General features: G+C 59.8%; 27 protein-coding genes. 10 read left to right on the forward strand and 17 right to left on the reverse strand.

The genetic code is table 11. The features are described 5' to 3' along the window. Nucleotides 1–92: 92 nt before the first annotated feature. A complete protein-coding gene (locus tag VNZ65_RS14925) occupies nucleotides 93–455 on the reverse strand; it encodes a winged helix-turn-helix domain-containing protein (protein WP_325670307.1) in 363 nt (120 codons plus the stop codon). A gap of 143 nt (nucleotides 456–598) precedes the next feature. Between VNZ65_RS14925 and VNZ65_RS14930 the strand changes: the two genes are divergently transcribed. From VNZ65_RS14930 to VNZ65_RS14960, 7 genes are all read left to right on the forward strand, one after another. After that, a complete protein-coding gene (locus VNZ65_RS14930; protein ID WP_325670308.1) occupies nucleotides 599–1,168 on the forward strand; it encodes a hypothetical protein in 570 nt (189 codons plus the stop codon). Nucleotides 1,169–1,357: 189 nt separating this feature from the next. After that, nucleotides 1,358–1,765: a biopolymer transporter ExbD gene (locus tag VNZ65_RS14935; protein ID WP_325670309.1), complete on the forward strand. Its 408-nt coding sequence runs from the start codon at nucleotides 1,358–1,360 to the stop codon at nucleotides 1,763–1,765. A 17-nt stretch (nucleotides 1,766–1,782) separates the two neighbouring features. Continuing rightward, nucleotides 1,783–2,502 (forward strand): TonB family protein, encoded by a 720-nt coding sequence (locus tag VNZ65_RS14940; RefSeq protein WP_325670310.1) that lies wholly within the window; start codon nucleotides 1,783–1,785, stop codon nucleotides 2,500–2,502. A gap of 83 nt (nucleotides 2,503–2,585) precedes the next feature. Continuing rightward, entirely contained in the window at nucleotides 2,586–4,979 is a 2,394-nt protein-coding gene (locus VNZ65_RS14945; RefSeq protein ID WP_325670311.1) for a TonB-dependent receptor, read from the forward strand. A 67-nt stretch (nucleotides 4,980–5,046) separates the two neighbouring features. After that, nucleotides 5,047–5,697, forward strand: a complete 651-nt coding sequence (locus VNZ65_RS14950; protein ID WP_325670312.1) for a MotA/TolQ/ExbB proton channel family protein — start codon at nucleotides 5,047–5,049, stop codon at nucleotides 5,695–5,697. A gap of 33 nt (nucleotides 5,698–5,730) precedes the next feature. After that, nucleotides 5,731–7,443, forward strand: a complete 1,713-nt coding sequence (locus VNZ65_RS14955) for a bifunctional metallophosphatase/5'-nucleotidase (protein WP_325670314.1) — start codon at nucleotides 5,731–5,733, stop codon at nucleotides 7,441–7,443. 29 nt (nucleotides 7,444–7,472) lie between these two features. Continuing rightward, entirely contained in the window at nucleotides 7,473–8,690 is a 1,218-nt protein-coding gene (locus VNZ65_RS14960; RefSeq protein ID WP_325670316.1) for a phospholipase D-like domain-containing protein, read from the forward strand. Nucleotides 8,691–8,712: 22 nt separating this feature from the next. Here VNZ65_RS14960 and ygiD read toward each other — a convergent pair whose 3' ends face one another. Both ygiD and VNZ65_RS14970 read right to left on the reverse strand, forming a co-directional pair. Beyond that, nucleotides 8,713–9,510, reverse strand: coding sequence for a 4,5-DOPA dioxygenase extradiol (gene ygiD, locus VNZ65_RS14965; RefSeq protein WP_325670318.1), 798 nt, complete (start codon nucleotides 9,508–9,510; stop codon nucleotides 8,713–8,715). Nucleotides 9,511–9,530: 20 nt separating this feature from the next. Then, on the reverse strand, nucleotides 9,531–9,935 hold the full coding sequence (locus VNZ65_RS14970; protein WP_325670320.1) for a DoxX family protein: 405 nt from the start codon (nucleotides 9,933–9,935) through the stop codon (nucleotides 9,531–9,533). A 138-nt stretch (nucleotides 9,936–10,073) separates the two neighbouring features. On the opposite strand from VNZ65_RS14970, the gene VNZ65_RS14975 reads away from it, so the two are divergent. Continuing rightward, nucleotides 10,074–10,988, forward strand: a complete 915-nt coding sequence (locus VNZ65_RS14975; RefSeq protein ID WP_325670322.1) for a LysR family transcriptional regulator — start codon at nucleotides 10,074–10,076, stop codon at nucleotides 10,986–10,988. A 50-nt stretch (nucleotides 10,989–11,038) separates the two neighbouring features. On the opposite strand, the gene phaP is transcribed toward VNZ65_RS14975, so the two are convergent. From phaP to VNZ65_RS14995, 4 genes are all read right to left on the reverse strand, one after another. Beyond that, complete coding sequence (gene phaP / locus VNZ65_RS14980; RefSeq protein WP_325670324.1) at nucleotides 11,039–11,593, reverse strand: TIGR01841 family phasin; 555 nt, start codon at nucleotides 11,591–11,593, stop codon at nucleotides 11,039–11,041. A gap of 108 nt (nucleotides 11,594–11,701) precedes the next feature. Beyond that, nucleotides 11,702–12,490, reverse strand: a complete 789-nt coding sequence (locus VNZ65_RS14985) for a M15 family metallopeptidase (RefSeq protein WP_325670326.1) — start codon at nucleotides 12,488–12,490, stop codon at nucleotides 11,702–11,704. 3 nt (nucleotides 12,491–12,493) lie between these two features. After that, nucleotides 12,494–13,678: a patatin-like phospholipase family protein gene (locus VNZ65_RS14990; RefSeq protein WP_325670328.1), complete on the reverse strand. Its 1,185-nt coding sequence runs from the start codon at nucleotides 13,676–13,678 to the stop codon at nucleotides 12,494–12,496. Nucleotides 13,679–13,960: 282 nt separating this feature from the next. Beyond that, nucleotides 13,961–14,155 (reverse strand): hypothetical protein, encoded by a 195-nt coding sequence (locus tag VNZ65_RS14995; RefSeq protein WP_325670330.1) that lies wholly within the window; start codon nucleotides 14,153–14,155, stop codon nucleotides 13,961–13,963. A gap of 284 nt (nucleotides 14,156–14,439) precedes the next feature. Here VNZ65_RS14995 and VNZ65_RS15000 point away from each other — a divergent pair, with 284 nt between their 5' ends. Continuing rightward, nucleotides 14,440–15,081 carry a LysE family translocator gene (locus tag VNZ65_RS15000; RefSeq protein WP_325670332.1) on the forward strand — a complete coding sequence of 214 codons (642 nt, stop codon included), beginning with the start codon at nucleotides 14,440–14,442 and terminating at the stop codon, nucleotides 15,079–15,081. A gap of 35 nt (nucleotides 15,082–15,116) precedes the next feature. Here VNZ65_RS15000 and VNZ65_RS15005 read toward each other — a convergent pair whose 3' ends face one another. After that, nucleotides 15,117–15,518 carry a type II toxin-antitoxin system HicB family antitoxin gene (locus VNZ65_RS15005; protein WP_325670334.1) on the reverse strand — a complete coding sequence of 134 codons (402 nt, stop codon included), beginning with the start codon at nucleotides 15,516–15,518 and terminating at the stop codon, nucleotides 15,117–15,119. Nucleotide 15,519: 1 nt separating this feature from the next. Next, nucleotides 15,520–15,783 (reverse strand): type II toxin-antitoxin system HicA family toxin, encoded by a 264-nt coding sequence (locus tag VNZ65_RS15010; protein WP_325670336.1) that lies wholly within the window; start codon nucleotides 15,781–15,783, stop codon nucleotides 15,520–15,522. 219 nt (nucleotides 15,784–16,002) lie between these two features. On the opposite strand from VNZ65_RS15010, the gene VNZ65_RS15015 reads away from it, so the two are divergent. After that, nucleotides 16,003–17,523: a B12-binding domain-containing radical SAM protein gene (locus tag VNZ65_RS15015; RefSeq protein ID WP_325670338.1), complete on the forward strand. Its 1,521-nt coding sequence runs from the start codon at nucleotides 16,003–16,005 to the stop codon at nucleotides 17,521–17,523. On the opposite strand, the gene VNZ65_RS15020 is transcribed toward VNZ65_RS15015, so the two are convergent. From VNZ65_RS15020 to VNZ65_RS15055, 8 genes are all read right to left on the reverse strand, one after another. Beyond that, nucleotides 17,512–17,757, reverse strand: a complete 246-nt coding sequence (locus VNZ65_RS15020; protein ID WP_325670340.1) for a DUF3717 domain-containing protein — start codon at nucleotides 17,755–17,757, stop codon at nucleotides 17,512–17,514. The genes VNZ65_RS15015 and VNZ65_RS15020 overlap by 12 nt on opposite strands. A 53-nt stretch (nucleotides 17,758–17,810) precedes the next feature. After that, nucleotides 17,811–18,203 carry a D-ribose pyranase gene (gene rbsD, locus VNZ65_RS15025; RefSeq protein WP_325670341.1) on the reverse strand — a complete coding sequence of 131 codons (393 nt, stop codon included), beginning with the start codon at nucleotides 18,201–18,203 and terminating at the stop codon, nucleotides 17,811–17,813. Nucleotide 18,204: 1 nt separating this feature from the next. Then, on the reverse strand, nucleotides 18,205–19,119 hold the full coding sequence (gene rbsK, locus VNZ65_RS15030) for a ribokinase (RefSeq protein WP_325670343.1): 915 nt from the start codon (nucleotides 19,117–19,119) through the stop codon (nucleotides 18,205–18,207). Between the two features lie 50 nt (nucleotides 19,120–19,169). After that, on the reverse strand, nucleotides 19,170–20,159 hold the full coding sequence (locus VNZ65_RS15035; RefSeq protein WP_325670345.1) for a LacI family DNA-binding transcriptional regulator: 990 nt from the start codon (nucleotides 20,157–20,159) through the stop codon (nucleotides 19,170–19,172). A 46-nt stretch (nucleotides 20,160–20,205) separates the two neighbouring features. After that, nucleotides 20,206–21,207, reverse strand: a complete 1,002-nt coding sequence (locus tag VNZ65_RS15040; protein ID WP_325670347.1) for an ABC transporter permease — start codon at nucleotides 21,205–21,207, stop codon at nucleotides 20,206–20,208. A gap of 37 nt (nucleotides 21,208–21,244) precedes the next feature. Further along, nucleotides 21,245–22,861 (reverse strand): sugar ABC transporter ATP-binding protein, encoded by a 1,617-nt coding sequence (locus tag VNZ65_RS15045; RefSeq protein ID WP_325670349.1) that lies wholly within the window; start codon nucleotides 22,859–22,861, stop codon nucleotides 21,245–21,247. Between the two features lie 109 nt (nucleotides 22,862–22,970). Then, nucleotides 22,971–23,927, reverse strand: coding sequence for a sugar ABC transporter substrate-binding protein (locus VNZ65_RS15050; RefSeq protein WP_062119518.1), 957 nt, complete (start codon nucleotides 23,925–23,927; stop codon nucleotides 22,971–22,973). 289 nt (nucleotides 23,928–24,216) lie between these two features. Further along, nucleotides 24,217–25,389: a pyridoxal phosphate-dependent aminotransferase gene (locus VNZ65_RS15055; protein WP_325670352.1), complete on the reverse strand. Its 1,173-nt coding sequence runs from the start codon at nucleotides 25,387–25,389 to the stop codon at nucleotides 24,217–24,219. Nucleotides 25,390–25,536: the final 147 nt, after the last annotated feature.

A 25,536-nucleotide genomic window follows, 5' to 3' on the forward strand; every position in this document is an offset into this window, starting at 1 on the left:
TTCGATACATTCGGCAGGCAAAAAAAAAACCGAAGGCATATGCCCTCGGCTTTTTGTGAGAAGGTGCTGCCGTAGCAGCAGAAACATCTGCCTTATTTACTGACGTCCCGTGTCGCCTGCACCAGGCATTTGGATAATTTGTCGAAATGCAGCCACGCCGCCTGGCTCAGCTCGATCTGCTTGCGGCGCGTGTCGTCGGTATCCGCCAGGACGATCCAGCCCTTTTCCCGCATCGACTTCAGGCGCGCATGCAGCATTGCCGGTGAACCGAGCTCGCTCTGCGCCATCATGTCACGCACTGAAAGGCGTTCACGCGCCTGCCCGGCGCGGGCGACAAAGGCCAGGATGCGGTCTTCCAGCGGATCCAGCGACGGCAAGGACGGCAATCCGCGCAGCGCATTCGCCAGCTGTAGAAAACGCACGTAGATGTCTGCAGGTCGGTTGTTTTTGTCCATGGCTATTTTATAAACTGCAGGAAAAATGAAAAGCTAACATTGTTGACGCAGTTAATTTCTTGTAACGATCATACCCGTCAATTTATAGTCGCTGCAAGCATCTTGCCACACATATCCAGATAGTTCGGTAAGATACGCGCGCTATGCCTTCAACTCCGCCCCTTGCCGAGAAATTCCGTCTGCACCTGCTGACCATCACCATCACGGTGGTGGCCTATATGCTGGTGTACATGACCAATGACTGGCTGTTCAAGCACATCGAGTTTACCCAAGGGATTGCCTGGATCTATCTGCCGGCAGGGATAAGGCTTATCTGTACTTTGCTATTTGCCGAAGCCGGCGTATTCGGCATCCTGATCGCCTCGCTGCTTACCTCCAGCATGTACGCCATCTTTCCCGGCGATCCCGTCACCACCATCGGCTACAGCGCGATCTCGGCGCTGGCGCCCTACCTTGCCTACCGTTTCACCTTGCAGGAAATGCGTCTGCAGCCTTCGCTCGGCAACCTGACCACCACCCGCTTGCTGGCCTGCATCCTGCTGTACGGCTTGACCAATCCGCTATTGCAGTTGATGTGGTTTGTCATGCGCGGAATTTCTTATCACTTCTGGTCCGGCCTGATCGTCATGTCGATCGGCGATCTCACCGGTTCGCTGATCGTAGTGTATGCGATCAAGATGCTGCTGTCCTTCTTCCCTGTGCCGCGCCGCTGAACGCGCACTGCCGATGCCACGTGGCGCGACCGCCACATTGTTTCCGATTGTAATACTGCCGAAATAATTCCTCGCTATTCTGCCGCACAGTTATAGAAATTATAGCGGTTAGCCAGCGCCAGGCTACGCCATGGGCGGAGCTTTGCGCCGGCTCCGCTATCACCGCAACTCTTACATCGGGGTAGTGCAATGCGTAGTTGGGACGAACCAAAAAAACGGAAAGCCCGTGTCGAAATCATTCCAATGATCGACGTCATGATGTTTCTCCTGGTGTTTTTCGTGCTGATCAGTCTCAATGTGATTCCGGCCCTGGGCCTGAAAACGCATCTGCCTAGCGCCAGCAGCTCGCAGGATTTGAAGCCGCAAAACAAGGCGGTGATCACCATTGGCCTCAACGATGCCTTGCAGGTCGATGGCGTCGACACCAAGATCGGCGAGCTGGCTAGCCGTTTGAACCTGGTGAAAAAGAACGGTGAAAAACTCAACGTGATCGTCAACAGCGATCGCGGCGTCGAAGTGCAGCGGCTGGTGGAAGTCATGGACAACCTGAAGCAGAACGGCTTCGAATCCATCTCCATTGCAACCCGTAAGCCGTGATGCAGGCGACGATGAACATGCCGTTCTTTTATCGCTTCCGCGATGCGCTGGCAACCTTGCCTTCAGTACTGATCCTGGCGATTCTGGTTTTTGCCGGCATCCAGAAGGCGGTGAAGATCCAGTCGCATGCCGACGATTCGCTGGTGCAGATTGCATTGATGGAGCCGGAGTCGCCGGTAGTTGCCCCAACGCCGCCGACACCTGCACCGCCACAGGAAGTAAAGCCGCAGCCGGTGGCAAAACCGACGTCGCAGCAGCCGCCACGGCCAGCCCCGCCGCAGACAGTCACGGCGACACCGGTCAGCAGCACACCGAGCGCCGAAGTTGCGGCGCCAACGCCGCCTAAGGCTATCGCCGCACCGATAGCCGCGCCGGCGGCGCCGCCGCAGGAAACGCCGCCGCCGGCGCCGGTGGCTAAGCCGAACAACGCCAGCATCGAGGCCAGCTACATCAGCAAGCTGCGCGCTCACCTGAACAGCATCAAGCGCTATCCGACCGGCCGTGAAGCCAGCCAGCAGCGGCCGCAAGGCAAGGTCAAAGTGTGGTTCGTGCTCAACCGCGACGGCACGCTGGTCGAGCAAGGCATCGACGAATCGTCGAATTCCATGCTGCTCGACGAAGCCGCCCGCAAGACCATCAACCGCGCCACGTTTACCGCTTTTCCAGAGTCCAGCTGGGCCGGCGAAGCCACCCACAGATTCAGCGCCGAGTTGGAGTTCATCCCGGGAGCGGGATGAAGCAGCAGTTTGCAAACCGAGTTGAAGACTTCGCCTGAACGCTTTGTCCAGGCACACACCAAAAAACTACAGGGAGTAGAACCATGCAATTCAAAGTCACCCGGCTGTCATTGCTGATTTCCGGGCTATTCATCGCCGCCAGTCCGCTAGTCCATGCCGCCGACACCTCCGATGTCGGCAAGGTCACGGTGCAGGGCGATGCCGGCGGCGGCACCAGCACCGGCTTGATCCAGCAGGAAGAGTCGGCCAAGGCGCGCAGCTCGGTCGACCGCGGCTATATTGAAAAGCAAAGCAGCACCGGCAACCCGTACCAGATGATCAACCTGCTGCCTGGCGTGAATTCTTACGACCAGGACGGCAGCGGCCTGTTCGGCGGCAATGTCCGGGTGCGCGGCTTCAACAGCGACCAGCTGGGCTTCACCATCAATGGCGCGCCGGTCAACGATTCCGGCAGCTTCGCCGTCTATCCGCAGGAATACACCGACGCTGAAAACCTCTGCAACATCTTTGTCACGCAAGGCTCCACCGATACCGAAGCGCCGCACGTCGGCGCTTCCGGCGGCAACATCGGCATGACCATGTGCACGCCGGAAGACCAGCAGCGTTTCCGCACCGAATACACATTCGGTTCGAACCATCTGCAAAAGGGTTATGTCCGCTTCGATTCCGGCAAGCTGTTCAACGACCGCTTCAAATTCTTCATCTCTTACTCGAAGACCCAGGCCGATAAATTCAAGGGCGAAGGCCGCGCCGACAAGGAACATACCGATTTCAACAGCAACTTCGATCTCGGCGGCGGCAGCTATATCGACACTGGCTTCATGTACAACTCGGCGCTCAACAACAACTATCGTTCGCTGACCAAGGCGCAAATCGCCCAGTATGGTCCGAACCTGGATTTTGGCACGGTGCCGCCGGTGCACCAGCCAGGCGGTCCAGGCGCGCAGAACGATTCGACCTACGGACCGAATGCGGGCATCAACACCGGCAACAAGAATCTGTACTACGGCTATAACCTGAACCCGTTCAAGAACTGGCTCGCCACCATGAACGCTCACTTCCAGCTGGCGCCGGCTTCTAGCGTCGATGTCAGCCCCTACATGTGGTACGGCTTCGGCACCGGCGGCAACCAGCTGCAGACCGTCACCGAAGGCAATGCCGGCAACCTGCTGGGCGGCGGCGTGCGCGATGTCAACGGCGACGGCGACACCAAGGACACCGTGTTCGCCTACGAAGGCAGCCGCACCCGCACCTATCGTCCGGGCGTAACGATCAAGTACAACCAGCAGATCGACAACCACAAGCTGATGGTCGGCTACTGGTACGAACGGGCGCGCCATCAGCAAACCGGTCCTTACACGCCAATCGACAACAACGGCAACGCCGCCGATATCTGGCTCAACAATCCCGACCTGTGGCTGAAGAACCAGAACGGCTCTTACGTGCAGTACCGCGACACCATGACCATCAGCACCGGAAAATCGGCCTTTTTGCAGGACAATATCAGCCTGATGCAAGACAAGCTGAACCTGCAGATCGGCGCCCGCTATTCGAGCATCGACCGCGACTTCACCAACAATCCGAGCCAGAGCTCGCCGGGCTTCTATACGCTGCAAAAATCGTATTCCGACCTGCTGCCTAGCTTCGGTGCGCGCTATCAGTTGACGACCACGGATTCGGTGTTTTTCAATGCGGCTAAGAACTTCAAGGCGCCAGGCAACTTCTCCTACTTCGGTCTGATCTCCGGCGGCACCATCGTCAATGGCGTGTATACCGGCGGCACAGTGCGCAATCCGCTGGTCGACAAGGAAACCTCGTGGAACTATGATCTCGGCTATCGTTACGCGGCTGACAAATGGACATTTTCAGGCTCCCTGTTCTATGTTGACTTCAAGAACCGCATAGCGAGTTCCTACAATCCGCTCACCAACAGCAACACCGACTATAACGTCGGCGATTCCACCTCCAAGGGTTTCGAACTGGAATCCGGCTACTCGCTTACCAAGAACCTGAGCCTGTACGGATCGCTCTCGTATATCAAGAGCAAGATGGACAGCGACATGCCGTTCTCGGCTACCACCTCGCTGCCTACCGGAGGCAAGGAATTTCCCGATACGCCGAACTGGCTGAGCGGCCTGAGCCTGCAGTACCAGCAGGACAACTGGTATGTATTCGGCCAGGGCAAGTACACCGGCAAGCGCTACTCCACACTGGTCAATGACGACAGCATCGGCGGCTACACCGTATTCAACGCCGGCGCCGGCTATACCTTCCCGTCGTCCACCTGGCTGAAGAAACCGACGGTCCGCTTCAACGTCAACAATATCTTCGACAAGCAGTTCCTGAGCCTGAGTTCGGGCAGCGGCAGCCAGTTCACGACCAATGCAGTAGCAGTCGGCAATATCGCAGCATCGGCGCCATTGTTCTACGTCAGTCCTCCGCGCACCTTCAGCGTCACGCTGGTCGCGGATTTCTGATCACAGCAGTTGCAGCAAACCCTGGCGGCGGACCGCGGTCCGCCGCTGCAACAACAAAGAGGTCATCATGAACATGCAATTATTCCACGAGCTCGCTTTTTATCTTATGTACGCCTGCGCCGCGCTGGCGATTTTCGTGATTGTCGAACGCGGACTGTTTTTCAACTACACCCTGCGCCAGGCCATCGGCCTGGAAAAAGCCATGACACATGCAGTGCAGCATGTGCAGGAACTGCCGGCCGAGCTGACTGCGCGCGGCAGCCTGCCGCTGACCCTGGTGTCGGATATCCTGGCCGAAAAGCATCAGCTGACCACCGAAAAGGACCTGGAAGATTTCAGCGAGTCGGTCTACATCGCTAACCGCGGCGCGGTACAGCATCGCTTGTGGATCCTCGACACGATCGTGACGGCGGCGCCGCTGCTTGGACTGCTCGGCACTATTTTGGGTATTATCGATACTTTCAAGGCGCTGGCAGTCTCCGGCGTGTCCGACCCGGGCCAGGTATCGCAGGGCATCGGCACCGCCTTGTATGCAACGGCGCTGGGTATCGGCATTGCGGTGGTCGGCATGTTCTTCTTCAACATGTTCCAGGAACGCATCGAGCGCATCAACGATCACCTGAAGGTCCTGATGCTGCGTGCCTGCGTTGGCCGCGATGCGGAAAAAATCGCCAAATCGGCGGCTGCGGCAGAGGCGGGAAAACTGCATCTGGCCTGATAATCATTGATCGTAAAGGACTGGTTGAAATACATGCGTGCAATCTCTTTCAGCCGGACCAAGTGGGCGCTGTGCAGCGCAGCTTTTTTCCTGAGCGCGTGCAGCGGCATGCAGCTACGCGCGCCAGTCACGGTCAATCTGGTCGCCATCAATGACTTGCACGGTCATCTGGAAGCGACCAGCAAAAGCTTTGCCGGGGTCGGTGACGCCAGTCCGCACAAGATCACGGCCGGTGGCATAGATACTATCGGCGGCGCCCTCAATGCCTGGCGCGCCGAAGATCCGCAACTGCTGCTGGTCGGCGCCGGCGACCTGATCGGCGCCAGCCCGGCGCTATCGTCGATCTGGGCAGACGAGCCGACCATCACTGCGCTCAATCAGTTGCAACTGCGCGTCAGCTCCGTCGGCAACCACGAATTCGACCAGGGCACGGCGGAACTGCTGCGCGATCAGCATGGCGGCTGCAATTCCAACCGGCCCGAGAAGGCCTGTCATTTTTCCCCCAGTTTCAGCGGCGCCGGATTTTCCTATCTGGCGGCTAACGTCATCGGCAACGCCGACGGCGCGCCGCTGTTGCCACCCTATCGTATCGAGCAGGTGCGCGGCCTCAAGATCGCCTTCATCTGCAGCGTTGTGAGGGAAACCGAAAAAATGGTGTCGGCCGACGGCATCGCCAGCGTCCACTTCACCGACGAGGCGGACGCCATCAACCGCTGGGTGCCGGACCTCAAGGCGCAAGGCGTCAGCGCCATCGTGGTGCTGATCCACCAAGGTGGAGAAACGCCGGAGCCGTTCGACAAAGCCAACTGCCAACAGCTGCGCGGCCCGATCGTCGACATCGTCAAGCGGCTTGATCCTGCCATCAGGCTGGTCATCAGCGCCCACACGCATAATGGCTATACCTGCCTGGTGGACGGCCGCACCGTGACCCAGGGCGACTCCTTCGGCCACATGCTGACCCGGATCACGCTGACCGTCGATCCCGGGGTTGCCGACATGGCCGGCAAAATCACGGCCATCAACGCGCGCAACGTCTTGATGGATCCGCAGCGCTTCACGGCCGATCCAGCGCTGGCCAGCTTCTTGCAAAAACTGAAGGAACGCAGCGGTGTTGTTCTGGCGCAGCCGATCGCACGCATAGCCGTGCCACATGTTGACAAGCAGATCAACGATGCCGGCGAATCGCCGCTGGGTGACGTCATAGCCGATTCCCAGCTGGCGGCAACCCGTAAACTCGGCGCCCGGATTGCGCTGATCAATCACAAGAGCCTACGTGAAAACCTGGAGAGCGGCGCCGGCGGCAGCAACTACGCTCAGGTCGCTGCCACTACGCCATATGGCAATACGCTGGTGCTGATGAACCTGAGCGGCAAGCAGATCCTTGCCTTGCTGGAGCAGCAAAGCTGGCTGGAAGAAGACCGTCCCGGCGGCCGCATCATGCTGCAGGTATCGCAGGGTTTCAGTTACCGCTGGGATGCCCGGCAGTCGCTGGGGCAGCGCGTCGTGCGCGGCAGCGTCAGGCTGGATGGCGTCGCGCTGGAGCCGCAAAAACAGTACCGGGTCAGCGTCAACAGCTTCATCGCCCAGGGCGGCGACGGCTTCAGCCTGCTGACCCAGGGCAGCGAACGGATCGACACCGGCATCAACGATCTCGACGCGCTGAGCCAATACCTGATCGCCAGCGAACGCGATGGACATCCGGCCGGCAGCGTCCAGGCCGCTGGCCGCATCCTGCGTTTGCATTAATCTTCGTACCCTAATTCCGAAAGCAGCACATGCGCAAATTGATCGTCCCGCTCGCCATCCTGCTCGGCCACATCGGCATGGCCCAGGCTGAATTCAGCATCCCCGGTTACGAGCTGGTGCATACCGCGCCAGTGGAAACCACGTTGGCAACACCCGATTTGCGCGAACCGTTGCAGGTCTGGAGCGAGATGTTCGACGGCGCCAAACGCGAGATCGTGCTCGGCCAGTTTTACGTCGCCAGCCAGCCCGGCGCCGCCTTCGAACAGGTGATCGCGCGGCTGGCCGCCGCCGGCGAGCGGGGTGTGAAGATCCGCTTCCTGATGGAAGAAAAGGGAAAATTCGCCTCAGACATGGCGACCGTCGAACGGCTGAAGAAGATCCCTAACCTGGAATTCCGCTACCTGGATTATTCCAAGCTGACCGGCAACGGCATCATCCACGCCAAGTACATGGTGATCGACGGCAGCGCCGCCTATGTCGGCAGCCAGAATTTCGACTGGCGTTCCTTTGTCCATATCCATGAAACAGGTCTGCGGATTACCGATCCGGTGGTGGTCGCGCAGCTGCAAAAGATTTTCGAGCATGACTGGCAGGCGCAGACATTGATCGCGCAAGGCAAGGAAGTGCCGAAGCTGAATCAGGCCGTGGTTGCAGCTAACGACCAGCAGACGACATTCCTGGTGGCCAGCCCGAATGCTTTCAATCCACCTGGCGTAGGCGATTCTGAAACTGAATTGCCCAAGCTGCTGGCGGCGGCCAAATCGGAAGTACGGATACAGCTGCTGGACTACGCGCCGTTGAGCTACGGCCCGAATCGCAGCCGCCCTTACTATGCCGTGATCGACAATGCGATCCGTGCAGCGCTGGCGCGCGGCGTCAAGGTCAAGCTGATGGTGTCGAACTGGAATACCGAGAAGCCGGCGATCGCCTACCTGCAAAGCCTGGCGCTGCTGCCCGGCATGGAGATCCGCATCGTCACGCTGCCCCAGGCCAGCAGCGGCTTCATTCCGTTCGCCCGGGTAATCCATAGCAAGACCATGGAAATCGATGGCCAGGTGGCATGGATAGGCACCAGTAACTGGAGCGGCGGCTATCTGGATTTGTCGCGCAACCTGGAAATCGTGCTGCGCAACGAAAAGATGGCGCAGCGGATCGCCGAGCTGCACCGGCAAACCTGGGATTCGGCCTACGCCCAGCCTATCGATGTGCTGAAGGATTACCCCAAGCCGGTGAAGGGCAAGGAATAATCCGGCAGGCAGGACCGCAGCCTCAGGCGGTGCCGACCACCGCGGTCAGCATACTGATGGCGCCAATGTCTATGCCATCCACCGCAATCGAAATGGCTTCGTCATCCTGCCTGGCGCCGGCAATGTACAGCAGCGGCAGATAGTGCTCAGGCGTAGGCACCGACAATTGCGCATCCTGGCCCTGGTCGGCGTAATCTATCAGGGCCTGCATGTCGCCGCTCAGCAGGCTGGCGCGGATATGGTCGTTAAAGCGCTCTGCCCAGGCATGGGCCGGCGCATCCTGATGCCGATTCATCAGGCGCAGGTTGTGCACCACGTCACCGCTGCCGATGATCAGCACGCCTTGCTCGCGCAGCACCGCCAGCTTGCGGCCCAGGTCGAAATGGAACTGCGCCGGCTGGGTGGCATCGATGCTCAGCTGTATCACCGGCACGTCGGCCTTGGGAAAGGCCTTGACCAGCACCGACCAGGTGCCGTGATCCAGCCCCCAGGAGTGGTCCATGGCGACCGCCAGCGGCGCCAGCAGGTCGCGCACTTGCGCCGCCAGTTGCGGATCGCCCGGCGCCGGATAGCGCACATCAAACAGCGCCTGCGGAAAACCGCCGAAGTCGTGGATCGTTTTGGGCGCGGCCATGGCGGTCACGCCGATGCCGCGCGTGTACCAGTGCGCCGACACCGACAGGATCGCTTTCGGCTGCAGTTGCGCCGCGCGCGCGCCGAGGCGGGCCCAGGCCGCAGTGTAGCGGTTATCTTCCAGCGCATTCATCGGGCTGCCGTGGCCGAAGAAAATCGCCGGCATGCGGGTGGCATTGCTGCTCATGATGATCTCATCCAGTAAAGTTAGTCGCCGGCCTTGGCGTTACCGATGGCGAACGCGCCATTGCCCAGCAATGCGACAGATAGCGCCGTCACCACCATGAATGCCGGATATTCCCAGCCGCCGTTCGGGCTGGTAAACACCCAGCCGTTAGGCGCATGCACCGACAACGCGCCGAGCAGCACCGGCAGGGAAATGATCGCCGCGATGCGCGCCTGCAAGCCAAGCACCATGGCCAGGCCGGTCAGCACTTCCACCGCGACCACAGGATACACCGACCAGGCCGGAAAGCCCTGGCTGGCGAAAAAGGCGGCGGCTCCAGGCAAGGTGAAGACGAACACCTTGAGATAGGCATGCGCCAGCAAGGCGATGCCGAGAGTCAGTCTGAGCAGGGTGGCGGCATACATGCCGGGATTGCTGGTGTTCATGGCGAGCTTTCGAAGAAGAATAGTTAACGGCCGAGGGTGGCAGCCGAATCGTGTTTCACTATATATTCTTGCAATACAAAGAAAAATACGCTTTCATTAAAATATGATTTCCGTATTTCGGAATAATAGGATCCAGCGATGAACCTGTTTGAAGCCATGAAAGTGTTTGTCAAAGTCACCGAAACCGGCAGTCTGTCGGGCGCCGCCCGCATGCTCAAGCTGTCGAACCCATCGGTGACGCGGCATGTCGCCGACCTGGAAGCCTACCTTGGCGCGCGCCTGCTGAACCGCAGCACCCGCCGCATCAGCTTGACCGACACCGGCAGCGCCTATCTCGAACGCTGCAAGCAAGTACTCGCTGACCTGGAGCAGGCGACGCTCGTGGCCGGCATGCACGCGGCCAATCCGAGCGGCGTCTTGCGCATCAATGCGCCGCTATCGTTTTCCGTGCACCACCTGGGCCGCGTGCTGCCCTTGTATGCCGAACGCTATCCCAATGTCGAACTAGATGTGACTCTCTCAGACCGGGTAGTGGACCTGGTGGAGGAAGGCTTCGACCTGGCGATCCGCATTGGCAAGCTGCAGAATTCCAGCCTGGTCATGCGCCGGCTAGTAGCGGCGCGCGTGCTGACCTGCGCCGCGCCCGCTTATCTGGAACAGCATGGCGTACCGCTGCATCCTGAAGACCTGGCACGGCACAAATGCTTGACTTACGCCTACACCCAGCCTGATAACGAATGGCGCTTTCTGCGCGATGGCAAAAGCCACACCGTACGTATCCATGGCGGCCTGCATTGCAATAACGGCGACCTGCTGCTGGCGGCAGCGTTGTCCGGCATGGGCATCATCCGCCAGCCGACCTTCATCATCGGCGACGCCATCCGCGACGGCCGCCTGCTACCGTTGCTGACCAGCTATCACGGCGACGAGCTGGCGATCCACGCGGTCTACCCGAGCCGCCAGCATTTGTCGGCCAAGGTGCGCACCTTTGTCGATTTCCTGGCGCAGCAGTTCGGCGAAGAGCCCGACTGGGACCGCGACCTGCCCCTATGAAAAAAGGCCGCATCCGCGGCCCTTTTTCTTTGCTCAGCCTGTACTCCGGCTTATTTCTTGGCGCGCGGCGCGGCAGCCTTGGTCAGTTGCGTGGTCGCCGTATTCAGGTTGGCTTCCAGCGTTTCCACCGCCTGCTTGGCATTCTTGGTCAGTTGCTCGTAACCGGCATTGGCATTGCTGATCACTGATTTCAGAATGGCGATGGCATTTTCCGAACCCGCCGGCGCATTCTTGCTGACTTCTTCGATCAAGGCGTTGATCTTGCGGCTGGTTTCCGCGACCTGCGCTTCGGCCGCACGGGTGAATTCCGCCTGGGTACCGGAAGCGATGCCGGCCAGGTGACGGCCGTAAGCCGCTGCCTTTTCGGCGCTAGGCTTGGCCTGTGCCGCCGAGATGGACAGGAATTCCTGCGGATCCTTGGCGCTCATCAGCTGCTTGGCGGCGCCGCCCGATTCTTCCAGCGAAGCCTTGGCCGCGCTCAAATTGAGTTCGATAACTTTTTCAACGCCTTCGAAGGTTTTTGCAGTCAGTGTATTGAGCAATGCCAACTGGGCTTCGAAATGGGCTTTGGTTGCTGCGGCAAACTGTTCGTGAAACGAAAACATGGCCTTCTCCTGTGTGAACAAATCATCGATTGCTATGAATATGGCAACGTTGCATATTATACAAGCAGAATACGCAGCTGCCCCCTTCCAAATCTAACAGCGCAGCATTCACCCTGCGGCGGCAGCGCAGGCTTTCCTGTCGTTCGGCTTGCCGCCATGGCCGCTGCGGCAGGCGCGGTAGGCCACGACAGAATTTTCAAACAACTGGCGCGCCTGCGGCAACGGCAGTTTTGCCAGCCGTTCAGCCATGCTTCGGCTGACCTGGAAATGCTGGTAATCGATCGGCTTTTTCCAGTCCCCGCCCCAGATCAGAAAGCCATGCTGGGCGAATAGTTCCACCACTTGTTCGCTGCTGCCGGCGCGGCTGGCCGTGCGCTGGCCGAAAGCCTGTCCGTCCGGCGGACTATAAACCGGCCGGCCTTGCGCATCGCGCCGCACATACGGATTTTGCAAAGGATTGATATCGATCGCCAAACCGTAGGCGTGCAAGGAGATCGCCTTGCTGCCGGTGATCGGCCTGTCGTTGAAGGCGGAGGTGTTGTTGTCCGCCATCGATGCGTCGTCGTTGCCTTGATAATGCTCCATCAGGCGCGCCTGTGCAAGCGGGAAACCGCGCTTAAGCAGTTCGTCGAACAGCGCTTTTACCTGCGGCGCGACGGCCGCCATGACCATGATTTCGCCGTCGTCACGCCGTACCTTGTCAAAGTCGACATAGGTAAAGCGTACTACCTGCAGTTGCGCGCAATCAACCGGTGCGCCGGGCTGCAGGACGCGTTGTTTGACAAGCTCGCACTGCCGGCTATCCAGGCCCGTGCCGGCAAGCTGCGCATGCGCTGGCGGCACCAGGCCAGCCAGCAACACCAGCAGCGGCAGCCAGCGCAAGGTCGACAATCTCATGCGTCAGCTCAACGGCGGCATGACCAGTTCATGCACCACCAGGCCGGCATCGGAACTGCCGAAGGTGTCGCCATTGGCCTTGATCCGTTCCGCGGCATGCATGGCGTCGGCATAGCCTTGCTCCCAGCGCCATTCGATCGAGCCGCGCGAAAAATTGATGTCCTTGGACGGCATGTTCCAGTCGTGGCCGCTGTAGCGCAGCCTGACGATATGAATCGTGCTGTTATCCGATAAGCCTTCGAATTCCTTAAGGTCGGATTTCTTGCGCAAAGCCGGCGGCAGCTTGTCGTACAGCGCCTGCGCAGCGCGCCGCAACTGATACATGCGCAGATAATTTTCAATATGGCGTTCCGAGCGCGAAGCAAAGGTCACGTCTTTCTGGCGATTGGTAATCTGGTCCAGGGTGGTCGGCTCGGGGCCATCGGCGCTCCACAAATCCACCATCACGCATAGGGTGTTGCCGTCGACGTCAGTCTTCGACTCATCGTCCAGCACCACTTCCAGCGGCGTATTCGAATACAGACCGCCGTCCCAGTACAGGTCGCCGTCGATGCGCACCGGTGCAAAACCGGGCGGCAAAGCGCCGCTGGCCATGATGTGCTCGACGCCGATGGTCCGTTCCCGGGAATCGAAATTGACCAGGCTGCCGCAGGCCACGCGCATGGCGCTGACGGTCAGGCGCATGCCGCCAGGGCTGTTCAGGTGGTCGAAATCCACCAGCCGCGCCAGCGTCTCGGCCAGCGGCGTGGTGTCGTAGAAACTGGCTTGTTCCGGCTGTACCGGCATGCCCACCATGAAAGGATTCAGCGAGCGCGGCGAGAAAAATCCCGGCACGCCGCGCGTGGTGACATCGGTGGTGGTCCACCAGGTGTTGAACTGGCGCATGGCATCCGGCACTTTGCTCAGGTCCGTCAAGTCGCCGTGGCCGACCTGTTCCCAGAACTCCTTCAGGCGCGACAGCCGCAGCTCGCGTTCGTTGCCGGCAATGATCGCGGCATTGATGGCGCCGATCGAGGTGCCCACTACCCAATCCGGCGTCAGGCCATTCTCATGCATTGCGTGATAGACGCCTGCCTGATAAGCACCCAGCGCACCGCCTCCCTGCAATACCAGCGCCACCCGCGGCGTGGTCGAATCGGCTTTGCTGGTGGTGCGTATTGGTGACTTGGAAGTGGTTTTATTGCTCATCGGAAGCCGATCTTTACGTATGAAAGAGTAAACATATTACCGCATTGCGGCAAACGGCAGCGGTACGCCGCGATATGTCATGAAACGATCATAAATAGGCCGGCACAAGCTGGACGTAAAAAGGCTGGCGCACGATACGCCAGCCTTTTTGCTATTCAAGAAGCTCAGGCAACTACTTCTTCCTGATCATATAGATCGCCAGTCCGACCAGCAGTACCACCCCGAACTCCAAGCCAACCACGATGTACTTCGCCATGATGCATTACCTAAAAAATAATCAGTTTATAAAGAAAACTTCAGCATATGGCTAATATCCAGGCAAATGCCGATCCCCCCGTCCACCGCATGAACCCAATGAGACGGCACCGGCACCAATAGCTGCTGGCCGCCCGCCAGTTGCAACATGTACAGCAATTCCGCAGCAAACAACGACTTACACACAATCCGCGCCTTCGGCAGAGAAGCACCATCATGCACGATATCACCAGAGCACAACAATATATCGAAACACTACTCTTCCGGTGCGGGCGGATTTGCGACAAGGCGGCGGGGCTAACCTCGCGCAGCTCGCCGAAAATAGAAATCCGCATTTAAGCCAACACTTATGCAGCGCTACTGGGGAATATTTTGCCGGCGTGACATTGTTGAAAGAAACTTGAGCCGAGGCGACATTCGAAAGGCCGCGATGTAGCTAGCGCGAATGTTTATTGCAATAATCTAGCATCTAGCACTTATTCATAGTCGATAGCGAGGACTGTTCCATGACCGGAAACTTAACTGCACTCAATGGCCTGGCAGGGCTCGTGCTGACGTCCTCGGTACTGATCGCCATCCCCGGACCAAGTGTCATGTTTCTTGTGGGGCAGGCCATGTCGGCAGGACGGAATAGTGCGTTGCGTGGCGTGATTGGCAACGCGATCGGTACTTATTGTGTGGCCGTGGTCGTTGCGCTGGGAATTGGCTCCCTGCTGATGCATTCCGGCCACGTCTTGACGGTTATTCGTTTGCTCGGCGCCATCGTCTTGCTCTGTATTGGTTGCCAATATCTGTTTGGCTCTGCTCCTCTGCCAGCGGCAGAAAAAACCAGCCCGGATAAAATCAGGAAAACACTGGTCGCAGGAATCATCGTTGGCGCAACAAATCCGAAAGCCTTGATTATGTTCGGCACGATAGTTCCGAGCTTTATCAGCGCAGAATCGGGCAGTCCCGTTTTCGCGCTGCTCGGCTTTTCATTAATACCCATTGGCTTGGGATTGGTCATTGATGCGGCGTGGGTCGCTGCCGCTCACGCAGTAAGTTCGCATGCATTTTTCACAGCGAAAGGGATGAAAGTGATCAATATCGTGGGCGGCGGCTTGATGATCGCAATGGCCGTCATGTTGGCGGCCGAATCTTTGCGTTAAGCCGGCGCCGGGAATTCGCCTGATGTTGCGCGGCGCTAGGACTTGGTAATCACAGGGCGCAAATGACTGCGGCCTGGAGTAGCGCCGGGACCTTTGCTCGTGTCCGATACGCCTTTGCTCACACAGTCTTTAACGAAATCGTTCAGGGACTGCCCTTTCCTCGCAGCCGCCACGCTGGCGTTCCGATGCAATTCCGGCGATAGACGCACGTTGAACGTGCCGCTACAAGGCTTGTCCGGCTCCAGTCCTTCGCGCCGGCATTTATCCAGATAAACATCCACGGCTTTTTCAAAGGCAGCCTGCAAGCCTCCGACAGTCTCGGATTCATAGCTGACCAAATCGTTGATGAACATGATCTCGCCGTGCAGGCAGCCGTCTTCCAGGCTGACCTCGATCGATCCCGAATAATTTTTATGACTCAGTATTTTATCGCTCATGTCATTCCTCGTTGGCGCTCATCAAACCATGCTCTCTAAGGTGGCCGATCACCTTTCGCAGCATATATTTCTTCACGATATTTCCAGGATGCGGCTTGTGCACAAAAATCTTCAGGCCTGCCGCAGTTTTAAAACTGCGATAGGAGCCGCCCTTGTCTGAAAATTCGATGAATCCATAGGCGTTGAGCAGGACAACCAACTCCTGCCAGGTGAAATCAGCGGGAATCGATTCGGCCCGGTTGCGCAGCTTTTCGGCTCTGGTCATTTAATTATCCTCTCTAACTCCCCGCAATGCAACTGAAAAATAGTTGCAAATGCGATTTCAGGGCAAGCATGCTTGGTGATGGATTATTGCAATCTTGATAATCTCAATTGAATTTGTCAATTTGGCAAATTCCCTAAAAGCTTCAAGGACAGGCGGTCACGCAGGCGTAAAATGGCGCATCCCGCAGGTTTCTGCCGTCCATCTTTCCGCTAGCCACACATGACCATCCTGTTGTCCACGCTCAACGCCCGCTACTCCCATGCCTCCCTCGGCCTGCGCTACCTGCAGGCGAACATGGGCGACCTGCGCGACGCCACGCAATTGCATGAGTTCGTGATCGGCGCCAAGACCACCGACATCGTCGAGAAACTGCTGGCGCACAAAGCTAGCGAAGGCACGACCATCGTCGGCTTCGGCGTGTATATCTGGAATATCGAGGAAACCACCAAGGTGGTGGCGATGCTGAAGCGGGTGGCGCCGGACATGGTGATCGTGCTGGGCGGTCCCGAAGTCTCCTATGAATCGGCGGAACAGCAGATCGTCCAGTTGGCTGATTATCTGGTGACCGGCTGGGGCGACGTCACCTTGCCGCAGCTGTGCCGGCAGATCCTGCACGGCCCGAAGCCGCTGATGAAAGTCCGTGTCGGCGTGCAGCCGCCGATGGCCGACATCACCCTGCCCTACAGCTTATACAGCGACCACGACATCGCCCACCGCACGCTGTATGTGGAAGCGTCGCGCGGCTGTCCGTTCAAGTGTGAATTCTGTTTATCGGCGCTGGACAAGACTGCGTGGCCGTTCGCGCTGGAGGATTTTCTGGCGGAAATGGACGCGCTGCATGCGCGCGGTGCGCGCCTGTTCAAGTTCGTCGACCGCACTTTCAACCTGAACGTCAAGACCAGCCTCAAGATCCTGCAGTTCTTCCTCGACAAGCTGGCAGCCAATCCCGACGATCCGGTGTTTGCCCATTTCGAGCTGGTGCCGGATCATCTGCCGGATGCCTTGAAGGAATCGATCGCGCAGTTTCCGCCCGGCGCGCTGCAATTCGAAATCGGCATCCAGAGCTTCAACCCGGAAGTGCAGGCGCTGGTCAGCCGCAAGCAAAACAATGAGAAGGCCGCGGAAAACATCCGTTGGCTGATACAAGAATCGCAAGCCCATCTGCACGTCGACCTGATCGCCGGTTTGCCGGGGGAAGACGTGGAAAGTTTCGCGCGCGGTTTCGACCGGCTGGTGGCCTTGCAGCCGCACGAAATCCAGTTCGGGATTCTGAAGCGCCTGCGCGGAACGCCGATCATCCGCCATACTGAACCGTTTGGCCTGATCTTCGATCCACATCCGCCCTACACCATTCTCGCCACCAATCTGATCGATTTCCCGACCATGCAGCGCCTGCAGCGCTTTTCGCGTTACTGGGACCTGGTCGCCAACTCGGGCCGCTTCGCCCATACCTTGCCGATACTGTTGGGGGAGACGCCGTTTGCCAGCTTCATGCAATTTTCCGACTGGCTGTATGGAAAAACCGACGCCACCCACCGCATCGCACTGGACCGGCTGGCGGGACTGGTCGGGCAGTGGCTACGTCTGCATGGAATGACGGAAACGGAAGTGAACGCCGTGCTCAGTACAGACTATGCGGGCAAGCCGGCCAAGCAGGCAGATGTACAGCAATTGGTGGCGAAGAAAGAAGCAGACAACCTGGTTGCGCCCAAACGGCAGGCGCGTCATCTAGCCCACTGATCTGGCCGCGGCGCTGAGATCAAGCATGTGCTGGCGCCACGCGGCGATCAGCTGCTGCGCGATGCTGCCCATCGAGGCCAGCGCCACGCTGCTGCTGTGATTGATGATCATCAAGGCATAGACGTCGGCGAGGGCGTTGACCTCCGGCGATAAAGCGCATTCCTCCCCTATCGCAGGCCGTTGCAGGCGCCAGTAATTGATGGCTTGTTCCAGTTCGGGCAATGAGATATTCATGGCTTTATTGTACCTGCCACAAGCATTTTATCGCCCACCTTAGAAAAACATTATCAAAAAACCACGCCGGCCACCAGAATAATGTTGGCGTAAGGCGTGAATTCGCCGGTGCGGATCACTGCCTTGGCGTTGTGCGTCATGCGCTTGAAATCGGCATGCGACAAGGTCCGCTTGTCAGCCACGCCGAGGGCGTCGATCTGCTGCGCCAGCTGCGGGCTGTGCAAGGGCAGTTCATCGGCCAGCACATGGTGCTCGACCTGCATCTCGGTCAATACCGTTTGCAGGGTTGTCATGAAACCGGGTACGCCGCGGGTCAGCGCCAGATCGATCAGCGGCACGCCGGACGGCACCGGCAGGCCGGCATCGCCGATGACGATGCTGTCGCCGTGGCCCAGCGATGCAATCAGTTGCGACAGGGCGATATTCAGCAATGGGCTCTTCTTCATCTCAAGCTTCCAGTTCGTGACGGTAAGGAATCGAAGTCTGTGCGCCGATGCGCGCCACGCTCAGGGCGGCAGCGCGCTGGCCGAAGGCGATTGCGTCGGCTTCGCTGCGACCCTCCGCCAGCGCGGCGACGAAGCCACCGATGAAGGTGTCGCCGGCGGCGGTGGTATCGACCGCCTTGACCGGCTGTGCGGCGAAATGCTCGGAGCCGGACGACAGCGCGGCGTAGACGCCTTTTGAACCCAGCGTCACCAGCACATTGGCGCTGCCGTTGGCGCGCAGTTTGGCGACTGCGGCGTCGATGGCGGCGTCAGTGTCGAGGCTGGCTTCCGGCATGCCGGCCAGCATCGCGGCCTCGATTTCGTTCGGGATCAGGTACTCGACCTGCGCCAGCAGGTCGGCCGGCAAGCCCTGCGCCGGCGCCGGATTCAGCACCACGGTCTTGCCCAGCTGATGCGCCAGCTTGATGGCATGGCGGATAGTCGGCAGCGGGGTTTCCAGCTGCAAGACGATAATGCGCGCCTGTTCGATCAAGGCACGGGCAGCGTCGATATGCGCCGGGCTAAGTGCGTCGTTGGCGCCGGCGGCCAGCACGATGCTGTTCTGGCCGCCGGCATCGACCAGGATCGATGCCACGCCGGAGGCTGTGCCGCTGACCGTGCTGACATGGCTGTCGTCGATGCCGTCGCTGCGCAAGGCCGCGCGCAGTTCCGCGCCGAAGGCGTCGTCGCCCAGGCAGGCAATCATCGCCACCTTGCTGCTGTCGGCGCTCAGGCGTGCGCACGCCACCGCCTGGTTCGCCCCCTTGCCGCCCGGGATGGTGCGGAACTGGCCGCCGGACAAGGTTTCCCCAGGGTGCGGCATGCGCGGCACGCGCAACACCAGGTCCATATTGATACTGCCAATGATGACGATCATGTGTGTCTTCAAATTAAGGTTTACAAAAATACCGCGGAGTTCAGATCCATTCAGACCGCCACGGTCGAACCGCGCACGTGCAGTTCCGGCGCAATGGTCTGCCGCTGCAAAGGCCGCTCCGGACTGGCGATCCGGTCCAGCAGGCATTGTGCTGTCAATTGGCCAAGGCGACGCGTATTCTGGGCGACGCTGGTCAAGGTCGGATGGACAAACTGCGCCAGGTCGATATCGTCGAAACCCACCACCGCCAGCGCCTGCGGCACCGCAATGCCGCGCTCCGCGGCAGCACGCAGGGCGCCTATCGCCATCAGGTCATTACAGCAGAAAATCGCATCCGGAACCTGCGACGCCAGCAAGCTGCGCGCCGCCAGGTAGCCGCCGGCGCTGGTGAAATCCGCATACACCAGCATATCGTCCGGCAGCGTGACGCCTGCGACAAACAGGGTCTGGCGCAGGCCGGCAATCCGCTCGCGCGAAATGTCGATGTCGGCCGGACCACCGATGCAGGCGATGCGGCGCCGACCCAGGCTCAGCAGATGTTGCGCCGCCAAGGCGCCGCCGGCGGCATTGTCGACCGCCACCAGGTCGATCCCCATATCCTTGGGCGCCCGGTCCAGCAGCACAGTCGGCACCTTCATCTTGCGCAACAGCTCGCCGTCGGTCTGCGCCAGGGTTGCCACGATCAGGCCGTCGCAGCGCTTGGTCAGCAGCACGTTGAGGTAATCGCGCTGCTTGGCCGGGTCGTCGTCCGAATTGCAAAGGATGACGCTGTAGCCGGCCGCGTAGCAGCTGTCTTCAATCCCGCGCGCCACTTCCGAAAAATACGGATTGGTGTTGTTCGGAATGATCAGGCCGATACTGCCGGTGGTCTTGCTGCGCAGCGAGCGCGCCAGCGCGCTCGGCACGTAGGCCAGCGCCTCCGCGGCCGCCAGCACGCGCGCGCTGGCGTCGTGGCTGACCGGCCGCGTCTGGTTGAGGACGTGCGACACCGTGGTGTACGACACTCCCGCCTTGCGCGCTACATCCTTGATGGTTGCCATAAATAATTACCCGATGCCAGAAACAGAGCCGTAGCTTGCTTGCAAATTAGTGTGTAGAACGCTCGCCGCGGCGCCGATAAGTATCCAGCACCACCGCGGCGACGATGACCAGACCGGTGATGATGCGTTTCATCGGTTCGCTGACGCCGACTTGTGCCAGGCCGGCTTCCAGCACCGAGATGATCAGGACGCCGATGAAGGTGCTGATGACGGAACCGCGGCCACCCATCAGGCTGGTGCCGCCGATCACCACGGCCGCAATCACTTGCAGCTCCATGCCGACGCCGCCATTCGGATCGGCGGCTTCCAGGCGCGAGACCTGGAACAATGCGCCGACGCCGGCCAGCAAACCCATCAAGGCGAACACCAGCACCTTGGGAGGACGCGGGTTGATGCCGGCCAGGCGCACCGCTTCTTCATTGGTGCCGATGCCGATCCAGTGGCGTCCGAGCACGGTCTTGGTCAGCACCAGGTGGCCGACGATGACGATCAGGATGGCCGAGATGAAGGCCGGCGACATGCCGAACAAGATGGGCGAGCTGATGCTGTCGACCGCGCTGCCGATGTATTCGGTGCGCGAGTTGGTGACCTGGTATGCCAGGCCGCGCGCCATTTCCAGCACGCCCAGCGAGACGATGAACGAGGGAATCCGCCAGCCGACCGAGATCAGGCCGGTCACCATGCCGCACAGGCTGGCCACCAGCATGGCCAGGATCCCGGCCGTAAACAAAGGCCAGCCCCAGCGCACCATCGCCATCGACAGCACCGAGGCCGCCAGCGCCATCACCGAACCGACCGAGAGATCGATGCCGCCGATGATCAGCACGAAGGTCATGCCGACCGCCATCACCACCAGCGTGGGGATGTCGTTGGACAGCGTGGTGAAAGTAGCGGCGGTCAGGAAGTTCTCGCTTAGCACCGAGAACAATGCGCACATGGCCAGCAGGGCGCCGATCAGGCCCAGATAATTCTTCAGGCCGGAAATGCTGCCGTTAAAAGAAGAAAGGCGTGAGGACCAGCGAGAAGACGAACGGGAAGAAGTTGTCATGATTTTCAGTATGTTGATTACAGCGCAGCAGCGTGCTTCAGGCAGCTTGCGCAGTGGATGGTTCTGCCGCGGCAGCGCCGCTGTCGTCACCGTTGTTCATATAGCCGCTGAAGGCCGACGCCAGAATCGTCTCCTGGCTCCAGGCGCCGCGCTCGAAAGTGTCGACCAGCTTGCCGGCGCTCATCACCGCGATACGGTCGCAGATCAGCATCAATTCGCGCAGGTCACTGGAAACAATCAGCAAGCCCTTGCCCTGCCGCGACAATTCCGCCAGCAGTTTGTAGATGTCGAACTTGGCGCCGATATCGATACCTCGGGTAGGCTCGTCGAACAGCATGATCGGGCAGTCGCGGTACAGCCAGCGTGCGATCACGACCTTCTGCTGATTGCCGCCTGACAGTTCGCCGGCCGCCTGATTGCCGTCGCGCGAACGGATCCGCAGGCGCTTGATATAGTCGTCGGCGACGACGCCTTCAGCCTGCTTGTCGAGCACGCCGAAACGGCTCACCGATCCCAGTTTCGACAAGGTGGTGTTCAAGCCTATCGATTGCGGCAGCAGCAAACCCTGGCTCTTGCGGTCTTCGGTGATCATGGCGATGCCGGCCGCCACCGCCTCCTTCGGCGATGAAATCCTGGCAGCTTCGGTCTGATCACCGATGAATACCTGACCCTGGTCGGCTCGGTCGGCACCGAAAATCAGGCGCAGCAATTCGGTGCGACCTGAGCCGATCAAGCCGGCGATGCCGAGAATTTCACCGGCGCGCAAATCGAAGGAAGCCGGCGCCACGACAGTGCCGCGGCCAAGATCGCGCACGCGCAGCAAAGGCGCGCCAATAGTACGGTGGCCGAGATCGAGCTCTGCTTCCGCAGCGCGCCCGACCATCAGCTGCACCAGCGCGTCGGTGCTGTAGCCGGCGATCGGATCGTCGCACACCAGCTGGCCGTCGCGCAGCACGGCGATGCGGTCGGCGACGCGTTTCAATTCTTCCAGCCTGTGCGAAATATAAATGATCGCCACGCCTTCCGACTGCAGGCGTGCAATCTGCTTGAACAGCAGTTCGACTTCACGGCTGGTCAGCATGGCGGTCGGTTCATCCAGCACCAGCAAACGGCAGCTGCCGATCAGGTTGCGGGCGATTTCAACCATCTGCTGATGGCCGACGCCCAGTTCGCCGACCGGCGTCCAGGGATCGAGATCGGTCAGGCCGACTGCCGCCATCTGCTGGCGGGTAGCTTCAGCCAGCCTGGGCTTGTCGATCCAGCCGAAGCGATGCGGCAACTGGTTCAGGAACAGGTTTTCAGCGATGCTGAGGGTGGGAATCAGGTTCAGTTCCTGCATCACCATGCGGATGCCGAGCTGTTCAGCTTCCTTGCGCGAAGCCGGCTGGTAACTCTGGCCGTCCAGCAGCATGCTGCCGGTGGTGGCTTGCACCAGGCCGCAGACGATTTTCGAGAGTGTGCTCTTGCCGGCGCCGTTCTCGCCGGTCAGGGCCAGGATCTGGCCGGGGCTGATGCTGATCGAAACGTCGCTCAATACCGGTTCGACATAGGTCTTGCCGATGCCGGTCAGGTGTAGCAATACGGGAGTTGTAGAAGTTGCAGGAGTAGCGGTGGGCACGTCAGACGGGTGCGCCGCGATGAATTCGTTGGACATGCAGTCCTCCACCAATGGCAAAGCTGGTGCGGACAGGACCCGCCGCCGCGCCTCAGGCGCGGCGGCAACGCAACCGTGTGCCGCAATAAGTTACTTGATTACGGACCGGTTACTTGCTGTCTTTAGTCACCAGCGCGACTTTGGTTTCAACCGTGCCGCCCAGCGTGTTCTGGGCTTTCTTGTCGGTGATCGCCTTCAAGACGGTTTCAATGCCGAACACTGCCTGCTGCGAAGCAAACTGGTCGGCGGTGGCCAGCACGCGGCCGTCTTTCAACATCGGCTTGATGGCGTTGATGTTGTCATAGCCGACCACCAGTACTTTACCAGTCTTGCCTGCAGCCTTGACTGCGGCAACAGCGCCGAGCGCCATGTTGTCATTGCCGGCCAGCAACGCCTTGACGTCAGGATGGGCGTTCAGGATAGCTGCGGCAACCTTGTTGCCCGGGTCCATTTCCCATTGACCGGACTGCACAGCCACCACATTGGCGCCGGCTGTCTTCATGGCGTCCTGGAAACCCAGTGTGCGTTGCTGGGCGTTGAACGTGGTCGACACGCCTTCGATGATGGCGACCTTGTCGCCGGATTTGATCTGCTTGGCCAGGTAGTCGCCGACCAGCTTGGCGCCAAGGCGGTTATCCGGACCGACGAACGGCACGGTGATGCCTTTTTCCTTGAGCGCGGCGTCATCCAGCTTGTTGTCGATGTTGACCACGATGATGCCGGCGTCGATCGCTTTCTTGATGACGGGCACCAGCGCCTTGGAATCGGCCGGCGCGATCACCAGGCCGTTGACCTTGGAGACAATCATCTGTTCGACGATCTTGATCTGGTTCGAGGTATCGGTTTCGTCCTTGATGCCGTTGGCGATCAGGTCATATTGCGCAGCATGCGCTTTCTGGTGTTCCTTGGCGCCGTTTTCCATGGTCAGGAAAAATTCATTGGCCAGCGACTTCATCACCAGCGCGACCTTCGGCTTGGCGGCAGTCTGCGCCATGGCTGGCAGGGAAGGCAGGGCGCAAACGAGGATGGTGGCGGCAATCAGCTTGAGGCGGATACGGGTATTCATCAAAAGTCTCCTGAAGTCGTTATTAAAATTTTTACCAATGAGTCATGTCGCACGGCAAATCCGTTCGAGCCGGCATGCCGTCATTTGAAACGCGCAAACGTTTGCGCGTTTTTTGATGATAGCACCAGAATCGGCAAAAAAAAAGGTCAGGAAATGATCGCCGGGGACTTCTTGCCTGAGTAGCAATGGAAAATGCCAGGGCTGGCTTGCGAAAGAATCAACGCCCGTGCGCAACGAGCTGCGCCGCCGGCAGGCATTGGCGCCACACCTTCATGCGCAGGTGGACTGCTCAGGCAGACAGGAAGCGCTGCAGTCGTTGCGCGCCGTCCTCCAGCCGTTCCAGGGAACTGGCGAAACACCAGCGCACATAGCCCTCCCCTTCGGCGCCAAAGGCATTGCCGGGCGCCAGTCCCAGGCCGGCGTCGCGCACCAGCTGCTTGCACAGCGCCAGGCTGTCGCTGACGCCGTCGACCCGGAAGAACAGGTACATGGCGCCCTTCGGCCGCGGTGCGGTAATGCCAGGCAAGGTGTTCAGGCGCTCATAGAGGAAGTCGCGCGCCTGGCGGTAACGGGCCACGGTGTTACCGATGATTTCATCGCCGCGCTCGATGGCGACGATGCCCGCACGCTGCACAAAACCGGGAGCACAAGAAGTGTTGTATTCGATCAGCTTGCCAAGATCCGGCATCAGCGCCGGCGGCGCCACCAGCCAGCCGAGCCGCCAGCCGGTCATCAGCCAGGACTTGGAAAAACTGTTGGATGAAATCAAGCGATCGTCAGCGTCGGCGATGTCCAGGAAAGAAGGCGCGCAGGGATGCGGCTGCTCGCTGTACACCAGCCGCTCATAGACATCGTCGGCGACGATCCAGATGCCAAGCCGGCGGCAATGCGCCAGCACGATTTCCTGCTGTGCGCGCGGCATCACCCAGCCGGTCGGATTGTTAGGCGAATTCAGCAGCACGGCGCGGGTGCCGGGTGTCAGTGCGTCCAGCAACTGCTGCAGGTCGAGCTCCCAGGTCTGGCCGAACTGCAGCGCTACCCGCACCACCTCCGCGCCGAGGATTTTCGGGATTTCGCTGACATTGGGCCACAGCGGCGTCACCGCCACCACCCGGTCGCCAGGGCTGATGATCAGCTGCGCCAGCACCATCAAGGCGGATACGCCGGAAGAGGTGACCGCGATCCGGCCGGCGTCCAGCGGCTGGTGCAGGCCGGACAGGTACTTGGCGATCGCCTCGCGCAGCGGCGGGATGCCGTAGTTATGGGTATAGAAGGTATCGCCGTCGTCCAGCGCCGCCTTGGCGGCATCGCGGATGAAAGCCGGCGTCACCTGGTCTGGCTCGCCGAACCAGAACGGCAGCACATCGTCGCGGCCGATGCCGACATTGGCAACTTCGCGAATGCGCGAGGCGCCCATTTCACGCACCAGGGCGCGGGCAACTGCGGGATGATCCAGAGACATGGCAAGATCCGGTTAACAAAGGCGAACACCAAGTGTAGCTGAAAGCCTGGCCCGCAGTGGCATGGCGCCATCGCCATGCCAGTCAACCGATCATGCAGGTCGGGGAAATAAAAAAGCCGCTCAGGGAGCGGCTTTTCGGATTCAGGT

This window comes from Collimonas sp., from assembly GCF_035566555.1.
In the GTDB taxonomy this organism is placed as follows: domain Bacteria; phylum Pseudomonadota; class Gammaproteobacteria; order Burkholderiales; family Burkholderiaceae_D; genus Collimonas.